The organism is Marinobacter gudaonensis, from assembly GCF_900115175.1.
In the GTDB taxonomy this organism is placed as follows: domain Bacteria; phylum Pseudomonadota; class Gammaproteobacteria; order Pseudomonadales; family Oleiphilaceae; genus Marinobacter; species Marinobacter gudaonensis.
Map to the genome: position 1 here is coordinate 2,413,678 of NZ_FOYV01000001.1, position 21,808 is coordinate 2,435,485.

The window sequence follows — 21,808 nt, forward strand, 5'->3', positions numbered from 1 at the left end:
ATGCCAGGAGGCAAACCAAGAGCATGAGCAGCCGCACCGAGAGCATCGACCAAGACCTGATCAAGGCCCTGCACCGGGACTTTGGCGAGGCTTTGCGCTGCGAGCAGCAGACCTTCACCGGCATGCCCGTGATCTGGGTGCAGCGTGAGGCCCTGACCGACCTGCTTGGCTATCTGAAAAGGCTGTCTCCGGCCTACAACCTGCTGTTCGACCTGTCGGCGGTGGACGAGCGTCTGCGGGACCATCGCCGGGGCCTGCCGGATTCGGACTTCACGGTGTTCTACCAGTTGATGTCCGTGGCCGGTAATCGCGACATCATGCTCAAGGTCGCGCTCACCGGCGACGATCTGAGCATGCCCAGCGCTACGGGGGTGTTCCCTTCCGCCAACTGGTACGAGCGGGAAGTATGGGACATGTTCGGTATCAGCTTCTCCGGCCACCCCCACCTGGAGCGCATTCTCATGCCGCCCACCTGGACCGGCCACCCCCTGCGCAAGGACTACCCGGCCCGGGCCACGGAATTCGACCCCTACACCCTGACGGTGGAGGGCCAGAACACCGAGCAGGAAGCCCTGCAGTTCCAGCCCGAGCATTGGGGTATGGCCCGGGAGCGGGATGGGGCGGAATTCATGTTCCTGAACCTGGGGCCCAACCATCCCTCCGCCCACGGCGCCTTTCGCATTGTGCTGCAGCTGGACGGCGAGGAAATCGTCGACTGCGTGCCGGACATCGGCTACCACCACCGGGGCGCGGAAAAAATGGCCGAGCGCCAGTCCTGGCACAGCTTTATTCCCTACACCGACCGCATCGACTACACCGGCGGAGTGATGAATAACCTGCCCTACGTGCTGGCGGTGGAGAAGCTGGCCGGCATCGAGGTGCCCGACCGGGTGAAAACCATCCGGGTGATGATGGCCGAGATGTTCCGAATCACCAGCCATCTGCTGTTCCTTGGCACCTACCTGCAGGACCTGGGCGCCATGACGCCGGTGTTCTTCACCTTCAGTGACCGGCAGCGGGGGTACAAGGTGATCGAGGGCATCACCGGCTTTCGCATGCACCCGGCCTGGTACCGCATTGGCGGGCTGATGCAGGACTTGCCCCAGGGCTGGGAGAAACTGGTGCAGGAGTTCCTGGACTGGATGCCGCCCCGGCTGCGCGAGTACGAGCGGGCGATGATGGAAAACACTCTGGTGCGCGAGCGCACCCGCCATGTCGCCGCGTTTGATACCGACCAGGCCCTGGCCTGGGGCGTCACCGGCCCCAATCTGCGGGCCACTGGCTGCAACTTCGACTTGCGCAAGCAACGGCCCTATTCCGGTTACGACAACTTCGAGTTCGAGGTGCCCCTCGGTGATAAGGGCGACGTCTTTGACCGGGGCCAGGTGCGCATCGAGGAAATGCGCCAGAGCCTGCGGATCATCCAGCAGTGCGTGGACCACATGCCGGCCGGCGAGTTCAAGGCGGATCATCCGCTGACCACCCCGCCGCCCCGGGAGCGCATGCTCAAGCACATTGAAACCCTGATCACCCATTTCCTGCAGGTGTCCTGGGGGCCGGTGCTCAAACCCCAGGAATCGATGCAGATGGTGGAGGCCACCAAGGGCATCAACAGCTACTACCTGACCAGCGATGGCAACACCATGAGTTACCGCACCCGGATACGAACGCCCAGCTTTCCGCACCTGCAGCAGATACCCAGTGTGATGCGCGGCGGCTTCGTGCCGGACCTGATCGCGCACCTGGGCAGTATTGATTTTGTCATGGCCGACGTGGACCGCTGATGATGGAACCGACACCGAACCCACAAACGCCGGACCCGGCCACCATCGCCACCGATGGTTTCCGGCTGCATCCGGAGGATGAGGCCGCCATGCGTACGGAGGTGGGCCACTACGAACAGCCCCAGGCCGCCTGCATCGAGGCCCTGAAAATCGTCCAGCGCCGCCACGGCTGGGTGCCGGATGAGGCCATACCGGCTATTGCCCGGGTGCTGGGCGTGGGGCCGGCGAGCGTTGAGGGCGTCGCCACCTTCTACAGCCTGATCTTTCGCCAGCCGGTGGGGCGCCACGTGATTCTGGTCTGCGACAGCAGCTCCTGCTTTCTCACCGGCTTCGATGAGCTGCGGCAGGCCCTGACCGGCCATCTCCGCATCGGGCTGGGTGAAACCACGGCCGATGGCCGCTTTACCCTGCTGCCCGTGTGCTGCCTCGGCGCCTGTGACGGCGGCCCGTCGATGATGGTGGGCGACGATGTCTACGGTCCGGTGGCGGCCGACGAACTGCCGGCCATCCTGGAGGGCTACCCATGACCAGCCAGCGCCAGTCTCCCGTGTATCGCAGCCGGTTGCAGCAATCGGCCTCGGAACGGGGGCCGGAGACCCATCCACTGACCTGGCGGCTGCGCGACGACGGCCAGGTGGTGGACCTTGAGGATTACCAGGCCAAAGAGGGCTATCGCGCGCTCTGCCAGGTGCTCGAGGCCGGCGACCCCCGGGCGGTGATCACCACCCTGAAAGAGGCCAATGTACGGGGTCGTGGCGGTGCCGGCTTTTCGGCGGGCCTGAAATGGAGCCTGACCATGCAGGGCGGCGACATGCCCCGGGGCTACATCGTTTGCAATGCCGACGAGATGGAACCCGGCACCTTCAAGGACCGCCTGCTCATGGAGCAGCAGCCGCACCTGCTGATCGAGGGCATGGTGCTGGCGGGCTATGCCAACAACGCCCGCTACGGCTACATCTTTCTGCGCGGCGAGTATGTGGAGTCAGCCCGGGTGCTGGCGCAGGCCCTGGCCGAGGCGCGGGATGCCGGCTGGCTGGGGCCGGACGTTGCCGGCTCCGGCTTTGATTTCGACATTGCCCTCCACACCGGCGCCGGCCGCTATATCTGCGGCGAGGAAACGGCCCTGCTCAATTCCCTGGAAGGCAAGCGCGCCAATCCCCGGGCCAAGCCGCCCTTCCCGGGCCAGTCCGGAGCCTGGGGCAAACCCACCGTGGTGAACAATGTGGAGACCTTGTGCAACGTGCCAGCGGTGATGCTCAGGGGCGCCGACTGGTACCAGCGGTTGTCGGGCGATCGCACCAAAGACGGGGGCACCAAGCTGTACGGTGCTTCCGGGTTGGTCAACCGGCCGGGGTTGTGGGAGCTGCCCATGGGGGTCACCGGCCGGGAGATCCTCGAGCGCGCTGGCGGGCTGCGCAACGGCCGGGCGCTCAAGGCCTGGCTGCCCGGCGGCGCCAGCACCGGCTTTCTGCTGCCGGAACATCTGGACCTGCCCCTGGACTTCGACACGGTGGGCAAGGAAGGCAGTCGCCTGGGCACCGGGCTGCTTACGGTGGTAACCGAGGACCAGAGCATGGTCTCACTCATGCGCAATCTCGAGGAGTTCTTCGCCCGCGAATCCTGCGGTTGGTGCACGCCCTGTCGGGACGGGCTGCCCTGGACGGTGAAGCTGTTGCAAGCGCTGGAACAGGGCGAAGGGGAAGCGGGGGACATTGAGCTGCTCGACAAACTGGCCGCTGACTGTGGCCCGGGCTTGACCTTCTGTGCCCACGCTCCGGGCGCGGCCATGCCCCTGCAGACCGCGTTGCGGCATTTCCGACACGAATTCGAGCAGGGCGTGCGCCACGCCAGGGGTAAGGCCCCCGCTGACGCGATACCGGCGGGGGATCCATGAACCGACCATTCACCGGCAACGGGGAGTAATCCGGCACCATGGCAACCATTCATGTGGACGGCCAGAGCTACGAGGTGGACGGGGCAGACAATCTGCTCCAGGCCTGCCTGTCCCTGGGCCTGGACATTCCCTACTTCTGCTGGCACCCGGCCATGGGCAGCGTGGGTGCCTGCCGACAGTGCGCGGTGCGCCAGTACAAGGACCGGGACGATGACCGGGGTATGCTGGTGATGTCCTGCATGACACCGGCGACGGACGGCACCCGCATTGATATCGAGGACGAAGAGGCCCGCGCCTTCCGGGCCAGCGTGGTGGAGTGGCTGATGATCAATCACCCCCACGACTGCCCGGTGTGTGAGGAGGGCGGGCACTGCCACCTGCAGGATATGACGGTGATGACCGGCCACGACCGGCGCCGTTACCGGTTCCGCAAACGCACTCGCCGCAACCAGTATCTGGGCCCGTTCATCGCCCACGAGATGAATCGCTGTATTACCTGCTACCGCTGCGTACGCTTCTACAACGATTACGCCGGCGGCACGGATCTGGGCGCTTTCGGCGCCAAGGACAACATCTACTTTGGCCGCCATCAGGAGGGCACCCTGGAAAGCCGGTTCGCCGGTAACCTCACCGAAGTCTGCCCGACCGGTGTGTTTACCGACCAGAGCCACTCCGAGCACTACACCCGCAAATGGGACCTGCAGTTTGCGCCCAGCATCTGCCACCAGTGCGCCATGGGCTGCAACATCAGCCCGGGCGAGCGCTATGGCGATATCCGGCGCATCGAAAACCGCTACCACGGCGAGGTCAACGGCTTCTTCCTGTGCGATCTTGGCCGATTTGGCTACGGCTACGTGAACCGGGCCGATCGGCCGCGGATGCCCGAGTTTCTCCCAGGGCCGGGAAAGGACCGGGAGCCGCTGGAAACCGATGCTGCCCTGGCCCGCATTGCCGATGCCCTGCGTCATGCCGAACGGGTCATTGGCATTGGCTCGCCCCGGGCGAGCCTGGAAAGCAACCACCAACTGCGGGAACTGGTGGGTGCAGCCAACTTTTCCACGGGTATTCATGCCAGGGAGCAGGACTGTCTGGCGCTGATGCAGGAACTCGGCCGCAGCTGCGGACTGCCGGCGCCAACCCTGCGGGAGGTGGAGGAGCACGACGCCGTGCTGCTGCTGGGGGAAGACCCCATGGAGAGTGCGGCCCGGCTGGGGCTGGCCATTCGCCAGGCCATTACCACCCCACCCTCGGAACAGGCGGCACGGGTGGGGATTCCCTACTGGAATGCCGAAGCGCTCAAGACCCTGGCCCAGGACCATCACCAGCCACTGTTCATTGCCTACCCGACGGCCACCGAGCTTGATGGCATTGCCCGTGACCGGCTGCCATTGGCGCCGGAGGACATTGCGCGCCTTGGCTATGCGGTGGCCCACGCCATTGATTCGTCGGCACCGGCGGTGGCCGATCTGGAGCCGTCACTCCAGGCCCGTGCGGAAACCATTGCCGATTCACTCGTGGCTGCCGAGAAGCCCCTGGTGGTCAGCGGTGGCACCTTGGCGCATCCGGCCATCATCCGGGCCGCCGGCAACATCGCCCGGGCGCTGGCCCGCCGCGCCAGCCGGGGCGGGCTCATGTTCGTGCGCCGGGAAGCCAACAGCACGGGCCTGTCGCTGCTTGGCGGCCAGCCCCTGGAATGGGCCCTGGAGCAGCTCGGCAGTGGACATGCCGATGCCGCGGTGATCCTGGAGAACGATCTGTACCAGCGTCTGCCTGCGGCAAGGGTTGATACAGCCCTCGACAGTGCCCGGACGCTGGTGGTGCTGGACCACCAGCGTACCCCGACACTCGAGCGTGCCACCTTCTCCCTGCCGGCGGCCAGCTTTGCCGAAGGCGATGGCACCCTGGTGAGCCTGGAGGGCCGGGCTCAGCGTTTCTTCCAGGTGTTTGAGCCGGGCTACCTCCGCCCGGAGGCCCGCATTCACGAGAGCTGGCGTTGGCTGCACGGGCTGGCGGTGAAAGTGCATGGTTACGCGCCGGCGGACATAACACTGGACCAGGTAACCGCGGCCTGCAGCCAGGCCTGCCCGGGCCTTGAGATGATCACCGCCGCCGCGCCCGATGCCGGCTTCCGGATCGAGGGTCTGCGTCTTGCCCGGGAGCCCCACCGCTACAGTGGCCGCACCTCCATGCGGGCCAATCGAAGCGTCAGCGAGCCCAGGGTACCGCAGGATCCGGATACCGCCTTCGCCTATTCCATGGAGGGTTACAGCGGTTATCGGCACCCGCACCAGCAGGTGCCCTTTGCCTGGGCGCCGGGCTGGAATTCGCCCCAGGCCTGGAACAAGTTCACCGATGAGGTGGGTGGTCATCTGCGCGGCGGCGACCCGGGTATCCGTCTCGCCGGTCCGGTGCCGGGCCATTACGACTATGACCGCGACATCCCCGCCGCCGGGCAGCCAACCGGTGAGCGCCACCGGGCCGTGGTTTTGCCGCGGCTGTTCGGAGGCGAGGAAACCTCGGCGCTGGCCGGGCCCATCCAGCAGCGTATGGACCACCCTGCTTTGGTGTTGAGCGAGGCCGATGCCACTGCCCTGGGCGCCGAGCTGGGCGGCCTGGTGACGGTATCGGGGGAACACACCTGTGTCACCCTACCGGTGCGGGTGCAGTCGGACTGGCCCCGGGGACTTGTTGGCTTGCCGGCCGGCAGCGTGCCCTGGGGGGTGGACGGCGATGTCACCCTGACCGCGGGCCCGGGTTCCACTCCGGGCGCCCGCTGCGAGGTGCGGCCATGAGCTGGCTGAACCCGGAATGGCAGGCCATTCTCTGGGCCATGTTTCAGGCTCTCGTGATCCTGCTGGGGGCGGTTCTGCTGGGCGCCGCCCTGACCATTGTCGAGCGGCGCCTGCTGGGGCTCTGGCAGGATCGCTACGGCCCCAACCGGGTTGGCCCCTTCGGCCTGCTGCAGCTGGTGGCGGACATGATCAAGATTTTCTTCAAGGAAGACTGGATTCCACCTTTCGCCGATCGACCGCTGTTTGTGCTGGCGCCGGTGATCGCCTTCGCCTCCCTGCTGCTGTCGTTCATCATCATTCCCATCACGCCCGGCTGGGGCATTGCCGACCTGCACATCGGGCTGCTGTTCTTCCTGGCGATGGCGGGCATCAACGTGTACGCGGTGCTGCTCGGCGGCTGGGCCAGCGGCAATAAATACGCCCTGCTCGGCGCCATGCGCTCTTCCGCCCAGACCCTCTCCTACGAGGTCTTCATGGGGCTGTCGCTGATGGGTGTAGTGGCCCTGGCCGGCTCCTTCAACCTGCGGGACATTGTGACAGCCCAGGAAGGCCTCTGGTTTGTGGTGCCCCAGTTCTTCGGCTTCTGCACCTTCCTGATTGCCGGGATTGCCGTGACCCACCGCCACCCGTTCGACCAGCCGGAGGCGGAGCAGGAGCTGGCGGACGGTTACCACATTGAGTACTCGGGGATGAAGTTCGGGCTGTTCTTCATTGGCGAGTACGTGGGCATGGTGCTGGTTTCGGCGCTGATCGTGACCCTGTTCTTCGGCGGCTGGCAGGGCCCCTGGCTGCCGCCGGTGCTCTGGTTTGCCCTCAAGACCGGCGCCTTCCTGGTGTTGTTCATCCTGCTGCGGGCCTCGTTGCCCAGGCCCCGCTACGACCGGGTGATGAGCTTCGGCTGGAAGGTCTGTCTGCCACTGACTCTGATCAATCTTCTGGCCACCGGCGCGGTGATGCTGCTGGTTGGCCCCTGACGCCTGGGAGGACCCGGATATGGAACGAGACCCGGATATGGAACAAGACAAGGTCCCTTTCATCAGATCCGTACTCTGGCTGGTGCCGGCCACCTGGAGCCAGCTGCGCACCCTGGGCATGGTGTTCATGCACAGCTTTCGCAAGCGGGAAACCGTGAACTATCCGGACCAACCCGTGGACCTGCCGCCCCGATACCGGGGCCGGATTGTGCTGACCCGGGATCCGGACGGCGAGGAGCGTTGTGTGGCCTGCAACCTGTGCGCGGTGGCCTGCCCGGTGGACTGCATTTCCCTGCAAAAGGGTGAGCAGGAGGACGGCCGCTGGTACCCGGAGTTTTTCCGGATCAACTTCTCCCGGTGCATCTTCTGCGGCATGTGCGAGGAGGCCTGCCCCACCTCCGCCATCCAGCTGACGCCGGATTTCGAGATGGGTGAGTACGACCGCCAGCAGTTGGTGTACGAAAAAGAGGATCTGCTGATCAATGGGCCTGGCAAGGATCACGACTACCACTTTTACAAGGTGGCCGGCATGGCCATCGGCGGCAAGGACAAGGGCCAGGCCCTCAACGAGGAGGAACCGGTGGATGTCCGTTCCCTGCTGCCCTAGAAACGGAGGATGAGCCCCATGGAACTGGCCTTTTATCTCAGTGGCCTGGTGGCAGTGCTGGCCACCTTCGGCGTGATCACCGGCAGGAATCCGGTGCATGCGGTGGTGTACCTGATTGTCTCGCTGATTGCGGTGGCACTGGTGTTCTTTGCCCTGGGCGCCCCGTTTGCCGGCGCCCTCGAAATCATCGTCTACGCCGGCGCCATCATGGTGCTGTTCGTGTTCGTGGTGATGATGCTCAATCTGGGCCCGGACCAGGACGGCGACGAAGCCGCCTGGCGCCACCCGAGGCACTGGCTGGGCCCGTCTGTGCTTGCGGCGGTGCTGCTGGCGGTACTGAGTTACCTGATCGCCGGCGGCGACATGGCCCGGGTCATTGACGGCGAACTGCTCACGGCTCGAGCGGTCGGGCTCACCCTGTTCGGCCCCTGGCTGATGGTGGTGGAGCTGGCCGGCCTGCTGTTATTAGGCGCGCTGGTGGCCGCCTCGCACGTGGGGCGCCGGTCAAACCCGTTGCGACAGCAAAGATCCGGGAGGGCACCGTGATGGCAGGCATTCCCATGGAACACGGCCTGATTCTGGCAGCCATTCTGTTTGTGCTGGGCCTGGTGGGCCTGATGCTGCGCCGCAACATGCTGTTTGTCCTGATGAGCCTGGAGGTGATGCTGAACGCCGCGGCGCTGGCGTTCGTGGTGGGCGCCACCGCCTGGGATCAGCCGGATGGCCAGGCCATGTTCCTGCTGGTGATCACACTGGCCGCTGCTGAAGCGGCCGTGGGGCTGGCGCTGATGATCCAGCTGTTCCGGCGCTTCAAGTCCCTGAACCTCGATCTGGCAAGCAGGATGCGTGGATGATGGAGCTGGCGGTCACCCTGTCATTTGTCCTGCCCCTGATGGGTACTTTGATACTCGCACTCTCCGGCGGCCGTCTCGGGGTGCGTTTTGGTGCGTTTGTTGGCGTCGCCAGTGTCGGCCTTGCTGCCCTGGCGACGGCCTGGGCTATCGCACTCTATGACGGCCCTGTCGGGTTCACGCTCTGGATCTGGATTCAGGTGGGCAGTTTCCAGCCCACCATCGGCCTGGCGGTGGATGGCCTGGCCCTGGTGATGATGGCGGTGATTACCGGTGTGGGCTTCTTCATCCACCTGTTCGCCGCCTGGTACATGACCGGTGAGGCCGGGGTGACCCGCTTCTACGCCTGGATGAACCTGTTCGTGTTCAGCATGCTGATGCTGGTGCTCGGCGACAATCTGCTGCTGCTCTTCCTGGGCTGGGAAGGCGTTGGTCTGTGCAGTTACCTGCTGATTGGCTATTACTACCAGGACAGTGCTAATGGCCGGGCCGCCTTCAAGGCGTTCGTGGTTACCCGGATCGGCGATGTGTTCCTGGCCCTGGGCCTGTTCCTGATCTTCCGGGACCTGGGCACCCTGGATATCCAGCAGGTGATGGTGCGAGCCTCGGAGGTCTGGTCGGTGGGTGATCCCACGGCCACCCTGGTGGCGCTCCTGGTGCTGGGTGGTGCCCTCGGCAAGTCCGCCCAGGTACCGTTGCACACCTGGCTGCCGGACGCCATGGCGGGCCCGACCCCCGTCTCGGCTCTGATCCACGCCGCCACCATGGTCACCGCCGGGGTGTACCTGATTGCTCGGCTTAATGGCGTGTTTCTCATGGCGCCCGAGGTTTTGTGGCTTGTGGGCGTGATCGGGGCGGTGTCACTGCTGCTGGCGGCGTTCGCGGCCCTGGCCCAGACCGACATCAAAAGAGTTCTGGCGTATTCCACCATGAGCCAGATCGGCTACATGTTCATGGCGCTTGGCGTGGGTGCCTTTGACGCCGCCATCTTCCACCTGGTCACCCATGCTTTCTTCAAGGCACTGCTGTTCCTGTCTGCCGGGTCGGTCATCACCAGTTGCCATCACGAACAGGATATGGCGAATCTGGGCGGTCTCAGGAAGCGCCTGCCAGTGGCCTACACCGGCTTCCTGGTGGGCGGGGCGGCCCTCGTGGCGCTGCCGCTGGTGACCGCCGGATTCTACAGCAAGGATGAGATTCTCTGGCAGGCCATGGCGGCAGACCAGAACGGACTGCTGCTAGCCGGCCTCCTCGGTGCTCTGTTGACCTGCCTGTACACGGTGCGGCTGGTTCTGGGCACCTTCCATGGGCCCAGCCGCAGCGCCAACGCCCGGAATGCCGAGCCGGGTACCGCCTGGCTTACTCACCACCTGCCACTGGCAATACTGGCAGTGCTGTCCACGGTGGTCGGCACCTGGCTGTATCCCCACCTGGGCCACCTGTTCCCGGTGGCCCCCGGAGAGCGGACGGAGACTGGCCATACTTTGCTGCAGTTGCTGGCCACCGGTACGGTCATTGCCGGCCTGGCGCTGGCGCTCTGGCTGTTCCTGAAACAGGCGGACTGGCTGCGCCAACAGACCGCCGGCGGGCCGGGCGCTTTCCTGTGGACGCTCTGGCATCGGGCCTGGGGCTTTGACGCGCTCTATGACCGGTTGCTGGTCCGTCCCTGGCAGTTGCTGGTCCGACTGTTGCGCTATGATCTGATTAACCTCACCGTCAACCTGGTGGCGGTGCTGGCGCGGCTGTTCAACGGCGCCCTGGTGCGGGCCCAGACCGGGCGGGTGCGGGGCTACGCCACCGCCATGATCCTGGGCGCAACGGTGATCCTGCTGGCGCTGGTCATGGTGCCGGGAGGTGCTCCGTGATCCTCGTCTGGCTGATCGTGATTCCGTTCCTGGGCGGTCTGCTGTGCTGGCAGGCGGATCGCTGGGGTGAGCAGGCACCTCGCTGGATTGCTCTGGGCACCATGCTGTTTGTGCTGGTGATCAGTCTCTGGCTGTGGATGGCCGGCGATTTTGTTCTGGACGGTCCCGGCCACGCCTCCTGGCTGATCGAATGGCGGGCGGACTGGATCCCCCGTTTCGGCATCGAGATTCACCTGGCCATGGACGGCCTGTCCCTCATCCTGGTGGCACTGACCGGGTTCCTGGGCGCTCTCGCCGTACTGTGCTCCTGGCATGAAATTGGCCACCGTATCGGCTTTTTCCACCTGAACCTGTTGTGGATTCTCGGCGGCGTGGTGGGCGTGTTCCTGGCCCTGGACCTGTTCCTGTTTTTCCTGTTCTGGGAAATGATGCTGGTGCCCATGTACTTCCTGATCGCGCTCTGGGGCCACAGCGGGTCGGCCGGCCAGACCCGCATCCGTGCGGCCACCCGGTTCTTCATCTACACCCAGGCCAGCGGCCTGCTGATGCTGGTGGCCATTCTGGCGCTGGTGTTCATCCATTTTGACAACACCGGCCAGCTGTCGTTCAGCTACGAAGTGCTGCTGACCACCGAGGTGCCCGAAGCGCTGGCGCCCTGGCTGATGCTCGGATTTTTCGTGGCGTTTGCCGTCAAGTTGCCGGTGGTGCCCTTCCACGGCTGGCTTCCGGATGCCCACGCCCAGGCGCCGACGGCCGGTAGCGTGGACCTGGCCGGTATCCTGCTGAAAACCGCCGCCTACGGCATGCTGCGTTTTGCGCTGCCACTGTTCCCTGCGGAGTCGGCGGCCTTTGCGCCGGTGGCCATGACCCTGGGCCTGGTGGGCATCGTGTACGGCGCCGTGGTGGCCTGTGGCCAGCAGGACATCAAGCGGCTGATCGCCTACACCAGTATTTCCCACATGGGATTTGTGCTCATTGCCATCTATTCCGGCTCCCAGCTGGCGATCCAGGGAGCGGTGGTTTTGATGGTGGCGCATGCGTTCTCCTCAGCCGGCCTGTTCATTCTCAGCGGACAGCTTTACGAACGTATCCACACCCGGGACATGCGGATCATGGGCGGCCTCTGGGGCCGGATACCGGTTTTGCCGGGGTTTACCCTGTGTTTCGTGGCGGCCTCCCTGGGCATGCCGGCCACCGCCAACTTCGTTGGTGAGTTCATGATCCTGTTTGGCACCTTTCCCGCAGCGCCGGTGGTGGTGGTGATCGCTAGCACCGGTCTGGTGTTGGCGGCCGTCTATTCCCTGATTCTCATGCAACGGGTGCATTTCGGCCCGGTGTATCGCACCGGTGCCTTGCCCGGACCAACCCCGCGGGAGTATCTGATGATGCTGAGCCTGGTGGCACTGGTGATTCTGGTAGGCCTGTACCCCCAGCCGCTGCTGGATACCACGGAAAGTCTCTCTCATGCGGTCGCTGTTCTCTTCCGTAGCGGTGACGGGCTCGCGTCGGCCCTCGGGGAGGTAAACTGATGCTGACCGCTGCCGACCTGCTGACACTACTACCGCTGATCATCGTAGGTTCCACGGCGGTGTTGGCCATGCTGGCCATTGCCTGGCGGCGTCGCCACGGACTCACCGCCGTGCTGTCCGGGGCCGGCCTGCTGCTGGCCCTGGTGGCGCTGCCTCTGGTGCCCGGCGGCGCGCCACCGCTGATGGCGGTGGACGGGCTGGCCCTGATGGCAGGCACCCTGGTGCTGCTGTCGGCATTGGTGACGGTGATCCTCAGCCACCACTACCTGACCGGCTACATCGGTCCCAAGGAAGAGTTCTATCTGCTGCTGCTGTGCGCCACCGCCGGTGCCCTCGGGCTGGTGGCCAGCGATCACCTGGCCATGCTGTTCATCAGTCTGGAACTGCTCTCCATGCCCCTGTACGGCATGCTGGCCTACAGCTTCCGGGCGGAAAAGTCCCTGGAGGCGGGCATCAAGTACCTGGTGCTCTCCGCCGCGGCCACCGCATTCCTGCTGTTCGGCATGGCGCTGATCTACGCGCGCACCGGTTTTCTCGATCTGGACGGCGTTGCAGGCGCCCTGTCGGGAGAGGCGGATGTCTGGATGCTGGCCGGCGCTGCGCTGATGATTGTGGGCCTGGGGTTCAAACTGTCGGTGGTGCCATTCCACTTGTGGACGCCGGACGTCTATCAGGGTGGGCCGGCGCCAGCCACCATCTTCCTGGCCACGGTCAGCAAACTGGCGGTCTTCGTAGTGTTACTGCGCCTGGTGCTGGCGGCGCCGGTGTTCCACAGTGAGTGGTTACAGACACTGATTACCGTGCTGGCCCTGCTGACCATGCTTGGCGGCAACCTGCTGGCGCTATTCCAGGCCAACCTCAAGCGGCTGCTGGGGTATTCGTCCATTGCCCACTTTGGCTACCTGCTGGTAGTGATTGTTGCCGGAAACGCTTTGGCCACGGAGACCACCGGCGTCTACCTGATCACCTACCTGGTCACCACCCTGACCGCCTTCGGTGTGGTAACCCTGCTGTCCAGCCCGTTCGGTGGCGAGGATGCCGATGGCCTGCCGGTCTACCGGGGCCTGTTCTGGCGCCGGCCCTACCTGGCGGCGGTGATGACGGTAAGCTTCCTGTCGCTGGCGGGCATTCCTCTGACGGCCGGGTTCATCGGCAAGTTCTATGTGATTGCCCTGGGCGTGGCCGAGGGCCGCTGGTGGCTGGTGGGCGGTATCGTGGCCGGCAGTGCCATTGGCCTGTACTACTACCTGCGGGTGATGGTGACCCTGTACCTGCCCGAGCCGGGCATGCGCCGCCGGGATGTCAGCAACGACTGGGGCAGCCGGCTGGGGGGCATCACCCTGATGGCGCTGGCGGTGACCATCCTCGTGCTCGGTATCTACCCCGCCCCGATGATCGACTGGGTGCAGGAGCTGAGTATCGGTTAGTGGAGTTTCAGCCTGGGATGCATGGCCCGGCTGATGCGGTCCATCAGCCAGATTACGCCGGTGCGGACAGGGCCGTGCAGGGCCACCTGGTGCATGCGGTACAGGGACAGGTAGAACATGCGCGCCACCTTGCCCTCGATGTACATGCTGCGACCGGAGAGATTGCCCATGAGGTTACCGACAGTGGTGTAGCGACTGAAGTTGATCAGTGAACCGTGGTCGTTGTAGACGAACGGCACAGCCTCCTCACCTTCCAGCCGGTTGCAGAGAGTCCTGAACAGGGTGTCGGCCTGCTGGTGTGCGGCCTGGGCCCGGGGTGGCACCGGTCGCTCGGAATCTGGCTGGGGGCAGGCGGCACAGTCGCCAAAGGCAAACACGTCGACATCCTGGGTGGTCTGCAGGGTCTGCTCGACCACCAGCTGATTGCTGCGGTTCACTTCCAGTCCGTCCAGCTCCGCAAGGAACCCGGGCGCCTTGATGCCCGCCGCCCAGATGGTCATCTCCGAGGGCAGCTCGGTGCCGTCTTTCATCACCACGGAATCGGATCGTACCTCGCTCACCGGCTGACCGGTGAGCACCATGACTCGCTGATGCTCCAACTCCCGGGTGGCGGCCGCCGATATCCGACCGGGCAGGGCCGGCAGGATGCGATCGGCAGCCTCGATCACGGTAATTGAAACGTCCGAGGGCTGCAGGTGATTCATGCCATACACCGGCAGCTCACGGGACGCCAGGCGCAGTTCGGCGGCCAGCTCCACACCGGTGGCACCGGCGCCAATGATGCTGATGCTCAGGGTGTGCTCCGATCCCTGGAAGGCCTCGTGGTTTTTCCTGAGGAAGGCATTGAGCAGCAGGTTGTGGAACCGCCGGGCCTGTTTGAGGCTGTCCAGGAACAGGCAGTGGTCCTGGGCGCCGGGGGTGCCGAAATCGTTGGCGGTGCTGCCCACGGCAATCACCAGGGTGTCGTAGGGAATCTGGCGTTCCGGGACCACCTCGGTGCCGTCGATGTCGTGGAACGGCGCAATCACCACCTGTTTGTTCTGGCGATCCAGGCCACTCATGCGTCCCAGCTGGAATTCGTAGTGGTGCTTGCGGGCGTGGGCTCGATAGTTGATTTCATTGGCGCTGGCATCCAGCGAGCCGGAGGCAACTTCGTGGAGCAGGGGTTTCCAGACATGGGTCAGACCGGCGTCCACCAGGGTGATTCGCGCTTTTCGCTTTTTGCCCAGTTTGTTGCCCAGCCGGGTAACCAGCTCCAGTCCACCGGCGCCACCGCCGACCACGACAATGTGATGAAGGTTTTCCATAACGATCAGACCTGTAAGTGAAGAGAGCCAAGCGCACTTGGGGCAAGAACGCTTGGCTGTCCTCACTGGGGAGCAGTCGTGCAGCCGGGGCTGGCTCGAATGCCTGGGTGGGGTCCGCAGCGGGCGCTAATGGTAACGCGGCGGCGCCGGCGGGCACAATTCTACGGAAGTGGCGGTTTTGCGTCAGCCGGATGGAACACTAATGGTGGCTGCGGTAAGCGTCCAGAAGGCTGGCCATGTCGTTGCCCAGGTCCTGCAGCGCCGTCGGCTCGGGATTCCGCTCGGCCATGGCCCGGAGTCCCATGATCTGGGCCTGCAGCAGGCGCGCCAGACGGCCACTGTCGGCGGAGGCAACCAGCTCGCCCCGGGCCTCTGCCCGGTTCAGCAGTTCCTCGAAGGAGTGTTCGATGGCGGAAAGGATGCCGTTAGCCTGATCCGCCAGGGCCGGGTTGGTGTTGCTGGCTTCGAGCAGGGTTTTCACGATCATGCAGGCGCGGGACGGGGGCGCATCGTCCTGGCCGCAGCCGATTGCAATGGCCCGCAGATAGGCCTGCAGGCCCTCTATCACAGAATCAAACCGACTCATGTGCTCCGCCAGTTCCCGACCGCCCTGCTCGGCATAGCTGGCAAGTGCCTCGGAGAACAGGCCGTCCTTGCTGCCAAACGTGGCGTAGATGCTGCCCGGGCGCATATCCAGAGTCTGCTCGATCTGCTTCATGGAGCTGCCGTGATAGCCCTTCTCCCAGAACAGGCCAACGGCCTTTTCCAGGGCGATTTTTCGGTCGTAGCGTGGGTGTCTGGCCATAATTCACTTTACCCGCTTCCGGATCTGAGCGACCATTCAATTTTAACTTGAACGAACACTCAATAATAGCGGTGACGCAAGCTGAGCCCGCTAGAGGGTAGATCAGGAAGATACTGCTGCGGCATCAGTGGCCAGGATGACGGGCTGCTTTGCCCGCTGTTTGTTGCGCAGGCGTTTGTCCACACACTGGTCTTCGTCCTTGAGAATCACCACGCATTCCAGGCACTGAATGCATTCGTCGTAGTCGATGCGCCCGTCCTTGCGAATGGCGTTGATGCCGCATTCGTTCTTGCAGTGCTGGCAGGGGTTGCCGCAAAGCTCCACCCGGTCAAGCCAGCTGAACAGGCGGAGGCGGCCGAGCACCGCCAGGCCCGCGCCCAGCGGGCACAGGTAGCGACAGTAAAACTTGTGGATGAACATGCCAATCAGTAACAGGCCCACGGCGTAGAGCACGAATGGCCAGGAACGCACGAAGAACAGGGTAATACTGGTCTTGAACGGCTCCACTTCCGCGAGCTTCTCGGCGATGGTCAGCGAGTAGAATGCGGTGCCCACCAGGCCGACCAGTATTGGATATTTCAGAAGGATCAGGCGCCTGTGCCAGCGCTCTGACACCGTGATTTGCCGGAACTTCAGTTTTTCGCCAAGCCAGGCCGCCATTTCCTGCAGGGCCCCGAACGGGCAGAGCCAACCACAGAACAGGCCCCGGCCCCAGATGAACAGGGTGATGAAGGTATAGGTCCAGAGGATGAAAATAACCGGGTCGAGCAGGAAGACATCCAGTGAGAAGCCGTCCCAGATGGCCAGGAACAGGGTGTAAATGTTCACCACCGACAACTGGCCCTGGGCATAGAAACCGATGAACAACAGGGTGAACAGCAGGAATCCCCAGCGGAACCGGTGTACCAGTGCGGGGTTCCGACTCAGGGTTTTCTGCCTGGCGAAGAAGACGGTCAGCACGGTCAGTCCCAGGACGAGCAGGGTGATCTGCCACCAGCGCTCCTGCCAGAGGCCAACCCAGACCGGTTGCCGGGATGCGCCCGGATCCGGCGCCCGCTCGACGGCCTCGAACAGGTCGCTGTTAAATTTCACCGGGAAACCCAGGGTGGCCCGGTCGACCACGAGGTGGTTGCGAGCCAGTTCCACGTTGAGCTTCAGGGTGGCCTCGGCTCCCGGATTGAAGCCAGCGTTGCCGCCTACTCGAAACAGGTGGCTTGCCTCGAACGAGGGCATGCCCTCGGCGCGGAAGTCGAGGCTCTGATCCAGCAGGTTCAGGTCCCGCATTTCCACCGCCAGGTTGTTCTGGGCCAGGCCGACCCGGTCCGGGGAGCTGCCGGGAACAAAGTCACCGGAAACATGGGGAAACGCCCCCCGGGACATGAGAACAAGGACCTGGGCGTTGTCGTCGAGTCGCTGCATCAGGCGCTCGTAGCCTTCATCGCCGAACAGGTTTCGTCCGACCATGGGTGAATTGATATAGCCGAAAAACAGCTCGGCGAAGGGTTCGCCGGGCGGTGGTTCAACGCTCTGCGGGTAGTCGGCCAGGGGCCGGCCCAGCGCCGATTCGACGGTATTGGCAGTAATCTGCCAGTGCCCGATATAGCCGCGATCCACCAGCTGCTGCCAGGACAGCGGCTCGTAGAAATCCGGTTTGGCCCGGGTAGGTGCGCTCTGGGCAAAACCCCCGAGCTTTGTGCGGGCGACTTTCAGGGCCGAGGACAGCACAGTGTCGTTGATGATCAGTACCGAGACCGTGGCCTTGCTGACGCCGTCGAAGTGCACCACGTTACCGTCGGCACTGCGACCGCTACGGCTGGAATTGGAGGTACTGACAATGATCTGCTCTTTCAGGGAGCGGCCTTCGTATTGATCCACGAAGGCAAACAGCGGTTCTTCGCCAAGGCCGTGGAGAAACACCGGTTCGTGATGGTTCAGTACCTTTACACCGGTAAAGCGTCCCCGGGTATCCAGGCCGATCAGCAGGCTTACAGGTTTTCCTGCGAAGCCCTGGAGTCGGCTGTGGTCGATGCTTTCGTAGGCATAGCCGAGCAACTCCTGGAGCTGGTAAACGGGGTACACGGGAAATTCCGGCAGCTTGTCTTCAATGACGGTTGCCGACGGAAACAGCTCCTGGATCAGCGCCCGCCGGCTGTCTGACAGCTCGGCCTGGACCGGAGGCAATACCAACAGACAGGCAACAAGGAGCACAAGGCGCCCTGGCATGGGGTACTCCTGTGGTTCTTTTTGTTTGATCTTCCATGCTAGAGTTTTCGGCCCCGGGCTCAATGCGACCTCGGAGCCAGCTGACTGCTACTTTGTGAGGAGAAAGACCATGAGCGACGCGACCTACACACCACCAAAAGTCTGGAAATGGGACTCCGAGAGCGGGGGTCGGTTCGCCAGTATCAATCGGCCGATCGCCGGCCCGACCCACGACAAGGAACTGCCGGTGGGCAAGCACCCGCTGCAGTTGTATTCCCTGGCCACACCCAACGGGGTAAAGGTGACGGTGATGCTCGAGGAGCTCCTGGAGCTTGGCATCAAGGAGGCCGAGTACGACGCCTGGTTGATCCGGATTACCGAAGGGGAGCAGTTCGGCAGTGGCTTTGTGGAAGTGAACCCGAACTCCAAGATCCCGGCCATGATGGACCACAGCGTGAACCCGCCCCTGCGCCTGTTCGAATCCGGCTCCATCCTGCTGTACCTGGCGGAGAAATTCGGTGCCTTCCTTCCGAAAGACACCGCCGGCCGGGCCGAAACCCTGAACTGGCTGTTCTGGCAGATGGGCAGCGCGCCCATGCTGGGTGGTGGCTTCGGGCATTTCTACGCCTACGCGCCCGAGTACTACGAGTACCCGATTAACCGCTACACCATGGAAGTGAAGCGTCAGCTGGATGTGCTGAACCGTCAGCTGGCAACCCACCGCTACATTGCCGGCGACGAATACACCATCGCCGACATGGCCATCTGGCCCTGGTACGGCGCCCTGGTGAAGAACAAGGTGTATGAGGCGGCGGAATTCCTGGAAGCCCACACCTACACCCACGTGATTCGCTGGGCCGATGAGATTGCCAAGCGCCCGGCGGTGAAGCGGGGCCGAGTGGTCAACCGCGCCTGGGGTGAGCCTGAAAGCCAGCTGCACGAACGCCACGACGCCAGTGATTTCGAGCTGCGGACCCAGGACAAGATCGGGGACGGCGAATGAAAATCGCCGTCTACTGCGGCTCCCGGACCGGCAACGATCCGGTCTTCGCCGACAAGGCCCGGGAACTCGGTGACTATTTCGGGCGGAACGGCATTGAGCTGGTGTTCGGAGGCGGCCATGTCGGCCTTATGGGTGTGGTGGCCGATGCCGTGCTTGCCGCTGGCGGCAGGGTGCACGGGGTTATCCCCGAGCATCTGCGGGACCGGGAGCTGGCCCACGGCGGGCTGACAGAACTGCATGTGGTGAAGAACATGCACGAGCGCAAGGCCCTGATGGCGGACCTGGCGGACGGCTTCGTGGCACTGCCCGGTGGCATCGGCACCCTGGAAGAATTGTTCGAGGCCTGGACCTGGGGCCAGTTGGGGCTGCACCGCAAGCCCTGCGCCATCTACAACGTCAACGGTTTCTTTGATCCGCTACTGGCCATGGTCAGCACCATGGAGCAGGCCGGTTTCCTCAGCCAGCAATACATCGACATGCTGGTACAGACCGACCAGCCCGAGTCTTTGCACCGGGCTTTTGAGGATTACCAGGGCCCGGGAGAAAAGTGGACCTGAGGCCCTGTGGCCCGGCCATGCCGGGCCTTATTCCCCGCCTTCCTTTGCTTTCCGGATCGCTTCCAGTTTTTCGTGCAGCAGGGCCTCAAGCTTGATCAGCTTCTCACGGTTTTTCTCGTTTGGCCGGTTGGTGTACAGGTCCACGTAGGTCCGGGTGACTTCACTGAGTACCGGGTGAAGCTTCTTGTAGTCGTCCTCGCTCATGATTCCGAGTCCTCCTGAGCATGTGGGCTTCCCTACCTGTAACTATGGAGCATAGTTCCCATTCATCAAGGACCATTCCCAGGCGAAAGTCCGAAGTGAGAGCCCGCGCCGGCCTATTCCATCCGCGTGACCTTGGCCATCAGGCGCCGCCAGTCGATGGGCAGCCGGGCCTCGAAGTCGTCCAGTATCGGGTCCCTGGGATGCACAGACTGGAAGTGGTGTTTGCTGGCGTACACCACGGTGTTGTTGCTCTTGCTACGGAACGTCAGCAGCACTGCGAAATAGCGCTTCAGCCGCCGGAAATAGGGGCCGTCGATGTCCGGTGTCCGGTGATAGTTCAGCACCAGCCAGCCGTCTTCGGCCAGCACCCGCGCGCACTGGTCCACAAACTGCCGCTGGGCCTGGGCAGGGCTCATCCGGTCGGCCGTGTACAGGTCGGCCAGGATCATGTCGGTGCTTCCGGGCGGCGCCTTCTCCAGGGTGTCCCGGGCATCGGCGATGGTGACTTCAAGCCGCTCGCTGTCGGGCAGCTCGAAAAACTCCCGAGCCGTCTCCAGCACCGCTTCCCGCAACTCAATGGCGTGGATCCGGCAATCCGGGAACAGGTGGTGGAACGCGTTTGCCATAACGCCCCCGCCAAGGCCCAGGAGCGTGACATGCCCGGGGTTGGCGAACAGCGAGGGCAGCATCATGGCCCGGTTGTATTCGTGCACGGGCAGGTACGGGTAGCGGCGGTCAATCTTGCTCTGCTCGAACACCGTGTTGAAGGTCAGCACCCGGTGCTTGCGGTAGTCGATCACCAGAATGCTGCCCAGGGCATCCCGGGTGTGATGGATAATCTCGCCTTTGTTGAACATGCCGGGTTACTGGCCGTGGTCGTCCAGCAGTCGTCGGACCTCGTCTGTGGCCGCCACCGACCGGGCGGTATTGCCGTGGTTGTCCTGCACATCGGCACTGGCACCTTGCTCCAGCAGCAGGCGCACCGTATCCGTGTGGCCGTTGCGGCTCGCCAGCAGCAGCAGGGTTTCGCCGTCACTGGTGCGCATGTTGGCCGGAACGCCGGCGCTCAGCATCACTCTGAGCGGTCCGGCACCGCCATTGCGGGCCAGCTCGAAAATGCCCTGGGCGAAGGCAACGGCGTCTTCGTCTTTCTGGCTGGCGGGCTTCTGCGGCTTGCCGTGTCTGTTATTGGGCATCGGGGCTCCGTGGTCAGGTCAATCGATTTTGTGTTAAAACCGTACGTATTATCACAGAACCTGGCTGTCCCAGTCACAGTCAATGAGCTCCTGGCCCAAACGCCAAACCGCCCAGACAAGAGGAGGCAACGCCGTGAAACTAGAGGTTCGAGGCATCGAGGAAGGCCAACCGATTCCGGAGAAATTCGCGTTCGGGGTCTACAGCGAGGAAGACCACATGAGTTTTGGTCCCAACCGGAACCCCGAAATCGTCTGGGAAGGCGCACCGGAGGGCACCAAAAGCTTTGCGATCATCATGTTCGACCCGGACGTGCCCAGTGTGGCGGATGACGTAAACCAGGAAGGCAAGACCGTGTCAAAAGACCTGGAACGGGTGGACTTTTTCCACTGGCTGCTGGTGGACATTCCCGCCAACATCAGCCGCATTCCTGAAGGCGAGGACAGTGACGGTGTCATCCCCAAGGGCAAGGAACCCGGCCCCGGCCCCATTGGCATTCGCGGTGTGAACAATTACACCCAGTTCCTGGCCGGCAATCCGGACATGAACGGCACCTACGCCGGCTACGACGGTCCGTGCCCGCCCTGGAACGATGAAATCATCCATCACTACCACTTCGAAGTACACGCGCTGGATGTCGACACTCTGGCCCTCGAGGGCGAGTTCGACGGCAACGACGTGCGCGAGGCCATGGCCGGGCACGTGCTGGCCAGCGCCCGGGTGACCGGCACCTACACCCTCAACCCGGACTTGCGCTGACCCCGCGAAAGCGCTGCAACGAGTGTGGCAACACCCTGGCCGTCATTGAACTGT

Annotated in this window: 20 protein-coding genes; 14 read left to right on the forward strand and 6 right to left on the reverse strand. The window is 63.8% G+C overall.

Translation table 11 applies throughout. The annotated features are described in order from the left end of the window. Window positions 1–23: 23 nt before the first annotated feature. From nuoC to nuoN, 11 genes are read left to right on the forward strand one after another with little or no spacing between them, the layout of a single operon-like run. Complete coding sequence (gene nuoC / locus BM344_RS10895; protein ID WP_091989539.1) at window positions 24–1,784, forward strand: NADH-quinone oxidoreductase subunit C/D; 1,761 nt, start codon at window positions 24–26, stop codon at window positions 1,782–1,784. Further along, window positions 1,784–2,311: an NADH-quinone oxidoreductase subunit NuoE gene (nuoE, locus tag BM344_RS10900; protein WP_091989542.1), complete on the forward strand. Its 528-nt coding sequence runs from the start codon at window positions 1,784–1,786 to the stop codon at window positions 2,309–2,311. Before nuoC ends, nuoE begins: the two co-directional genes overlap by 1 nt. After that, complete coding sequence (nuoF, locus tag BM344_RS10905) at window positions 2,308–3,678, forward strand: NADH-quinone oxidoreductase subunit NuoF (protein ID WP_091989545.1); 1,371 nt, start codon at window positions 2,308–2,310, stop codon at window positions 3,676–3,678. The genes nuoE and nuoF overlap by 4 nt, the downstream gene beginning before the upstream one ends. Window positions 3,679–3,716: 38 nt before the next feature. Further along, window positions 3,717–6,470, forward strand: coding sequence for an NADH-quinone oxidoreductase subunit NuoG (gene nuoG / locus BM344_RS10910; protein WP_091989548.1), 2,754 nt, complete (start codon window positions 3,717–3,719; stop codon window positions 6,468–6,470). Further along, a complete protein-coding gene (nuoH, locus tag BM344_RS10915; protein WP_091989551.1) occupies window positions 6,467–7,444 on the forward strand; it encodes an NADH-quinone oxidoreductase subunit NuoH in 978 nt (325 codons plus the stop codon). The genes nuoG and nuoH overlap by 4 nt, the downstream gene beginning before the upstream one ends. Before the next feature lie 37 nt (window positions 7,445–7,481). Next, complete coding sequence (gene nuoI, locus BM344_RS10920; RefSeq protein WP_091991025.1) at window positions 7,482–8,051, forward strand: NADH-quinone oxidoreductase subunit NuoI; 570 nt, start codon at window positions 7,482–7,484, stop codon at window positions 8,049–8,051. An 18-nt stretch (window positions 8,052–8,069) separates the two neighbouring features. After that, a complete protein-coding gene (nuoJ, locus tag BM344_RS10925) occupies window positions 8,070–8,597 on the forward strand; it encodes an NADH-quinone oxidoreductase subunit J (RefSeq protein WP_091989553.1) in 528 nt (175 codons plus the stop codon). Beyond that, the gene (gene nuoK / locus BM344_RS10930; protein ID WP_091989556.1) at window positions 8,597–8,905 is read left to right on the forward strand and encodes an NADH-quinone oxidoreductase subunit NuoK; all 309 of its coding nucleotides are present in this window, start codon (window positions 8,597–8,599) and stop codon (window positions 8,903–8,905) included. Before nuoJ ends, nuoK begins: the two co-directional genes overlap by 1 nt. Beyond that, window positions 8,902–10,767 carry an NADH-quinone oxidoreductase subunit L gene (gene nuoL / locus BM344_RS10935; RefSeq protein WP_228143595.1) on the forward strand — a complete coding sequence of 622 codons (1,866 nt, stop codon included), beginning with the start codon at window positions 8,902–8,904 and terminating at the stop codon, window positions 10,765–10,767. The genes nuoK and nuoL overlap by 4 nt, the downstream gene beginning before the upstream one ends. Beyond that, window positions 10,764–12,296: an NADH-quinone oxidoreductase subunit M gene (nuoM, locus tag BM344_RS10940; protein ID WP_091989559.1), complete on the forward strand. Its 1,533-nt coding sequence runs from the start codon at window positions 10,764–10,766 to the stop codon at window positions 12,294–12,296. The genes nuoL and nuoM overlap by 4 nt, the downstream gene beginning before the upstream one ends. Then, window positions 12,293–13,723 carry an NADH-quinone oxidoreductase subunit NuoN gene (gene nuoN, locus BM344_RS10945; RefSeq protein WP_407656856.1) on the forward strand — a complete coding sequence of 477 codons (1,431 nt, stop codon included), beginning with the start codon at window positions 12,293–12,295 and terminating at the stop codon, window positions 13,721–13,723. Before nuoM ends, nuoN begins: the two co-directional genes overlap by 4 nt. On the opposite strand, the gene BM344_RS10950 is transcribed toward nuoN, so the two are convergent. The 3 genes from BM344_RS10950 to BM344_RS10960 form a co-directional block, all read right to left on the reverse strand. After that, window positions 13,720–15,030, reverse strand: a complete 1,311-nt coding sequence (locus tag BM344_RS10950) for an NAD(P)/FAD-dependent oxidoreductase (protein ID WP_091989564.1) — start codon at window positions 15,028–15,030, stop codon at window positions 13,720–13,722. The two genes, nuoN and BM344_RS10950, sit on opposite strands and share 4 nt — an antisense overlap. 199 nt (window positions 15,031–15,229) lie before the next feature. Then, on the reverse strand, window positions 15,230–15,835 hold the full coding sequence (locus BM344_RS10955) for a TetR/AcrR family transcriptional regulator (RefSeq protein ID WP_091989567.1): 606 nt from the start codon (window positions 15,833–15,835) through the stop codon (window positions 15,230–15,232). 102 nt (window positions 15,836–15,937) lie between these two features. Continuing rightward, a complete protein-coding gene (locus tag BM344_RS10960; protein WP_091989570.1) occupies window positions 15,938–18,058 on the reverse strand; it encodes a NosR/NirI family protein in 2,121 nt (706 codons plus the stop codon). Between the two features lie 109 nt (window positions 18,059–18,167). Here BM344_RS10960 and yghU point away from each other — a divergent pair, with 109 nt between their 5' ends. Both yghU and BM344_RS10970 read left to right on the forward strand, forming a co-directional pair. Continuing rightward, window positions 18,168–19,040: a glutathione-dependent disulfide-bond oxidoreductase gene (gene yghU, locus BM344_RS10965; RefSeq protein WP_091989573.1), complete on the forward strand. Its 873-nt coding sequence runs from the start codon at window positions 18,168–18,170 to the stop codon at window positions 19,038–19,040. After that, on the forward strand, window positions 19,037–19,597 hold the full coding sequence (locus BM344_RS10970) for an LOG family protein (RefSeq protein WP_091989576.1): 561 nt from the start codon (window positions 19,037–19,039) through the stop codon (window positions 19,595–19,597). The genes yghU and BM344_RS10970 overlap by 4 nt, the downstream gene beginning before the upstream one ends. A gap of 27 nt (window positions 19,598–19,624) precedes the next feature. Here the strand turns inward: BM344_RS10970 and BM344_RS17565 are convergent, their stop codons facing one another. The 3 genes from BM344_RS17565 to BM344_RS10980 all read right to left on the reverse strand — a co-directional run bounded on the left by BM344_RS17565 (window position 19,625) and on the right by BM344_RS10980 (window position 20,997). Next, window positions 19,625–19,801 carry a hypothetical protein gene (locus BM344_RS17565; protein ID WP_167363232.1) on the reverse strand — a complete coding sequence of 59 codons (177 nt, stop codon included), beginning with the start codon at window positions 19,799–19,801 and terminating at the stop codon, window positions 19,625–19,627. 113 nt (window positions 19,802–19,914) lie between these two features. Next, the gene (locus tag BM344_RS10975) at window positions 19,915–20,658 is read right to left on the reverse strand and encodes a spermidine synthase (protein ID WP_091989579.1); all 744 of its coding nucleotides are present in this window, start codon (window positions 20,656–20,658) and stop codon (window positions 19,915–19,917) included. 6 nt (window positions 20,659–20,664) lie between these two features. Further along, window positions 20,665–20,997: an ankyrin repeat domain-containing protein gene (locus BM344_RS10980; RefSeq protein ID WP_091989581.1), complete on the reverse strand. Its 333-nt coding sequence runs from the start codon at window positions 20,995–20,997 to the stop codon at window positions 20,665–20,667. A gap of 133 nt (window positions 20,998–21,130) precedes the next feature. Between BM344_RS10980 and BM344_RS10985 the strand changes: the two genes are divergently transcribed. Continuing rightward, window positions 21,131–21,754 (forward strand): YbhB/YbcL family Raf kinase inhibitor-like protein, encoded by a 624-nt coding sequence (locus BM344_RS10985; RefSeq protein ID WP_091989584.1) that lies wholly within the window; start codon window positions 21,131–21,133, stop codon window positions 21,752–21,754. Window positions 21,755–21,808 lie beyond the last annotated feature (54 nt).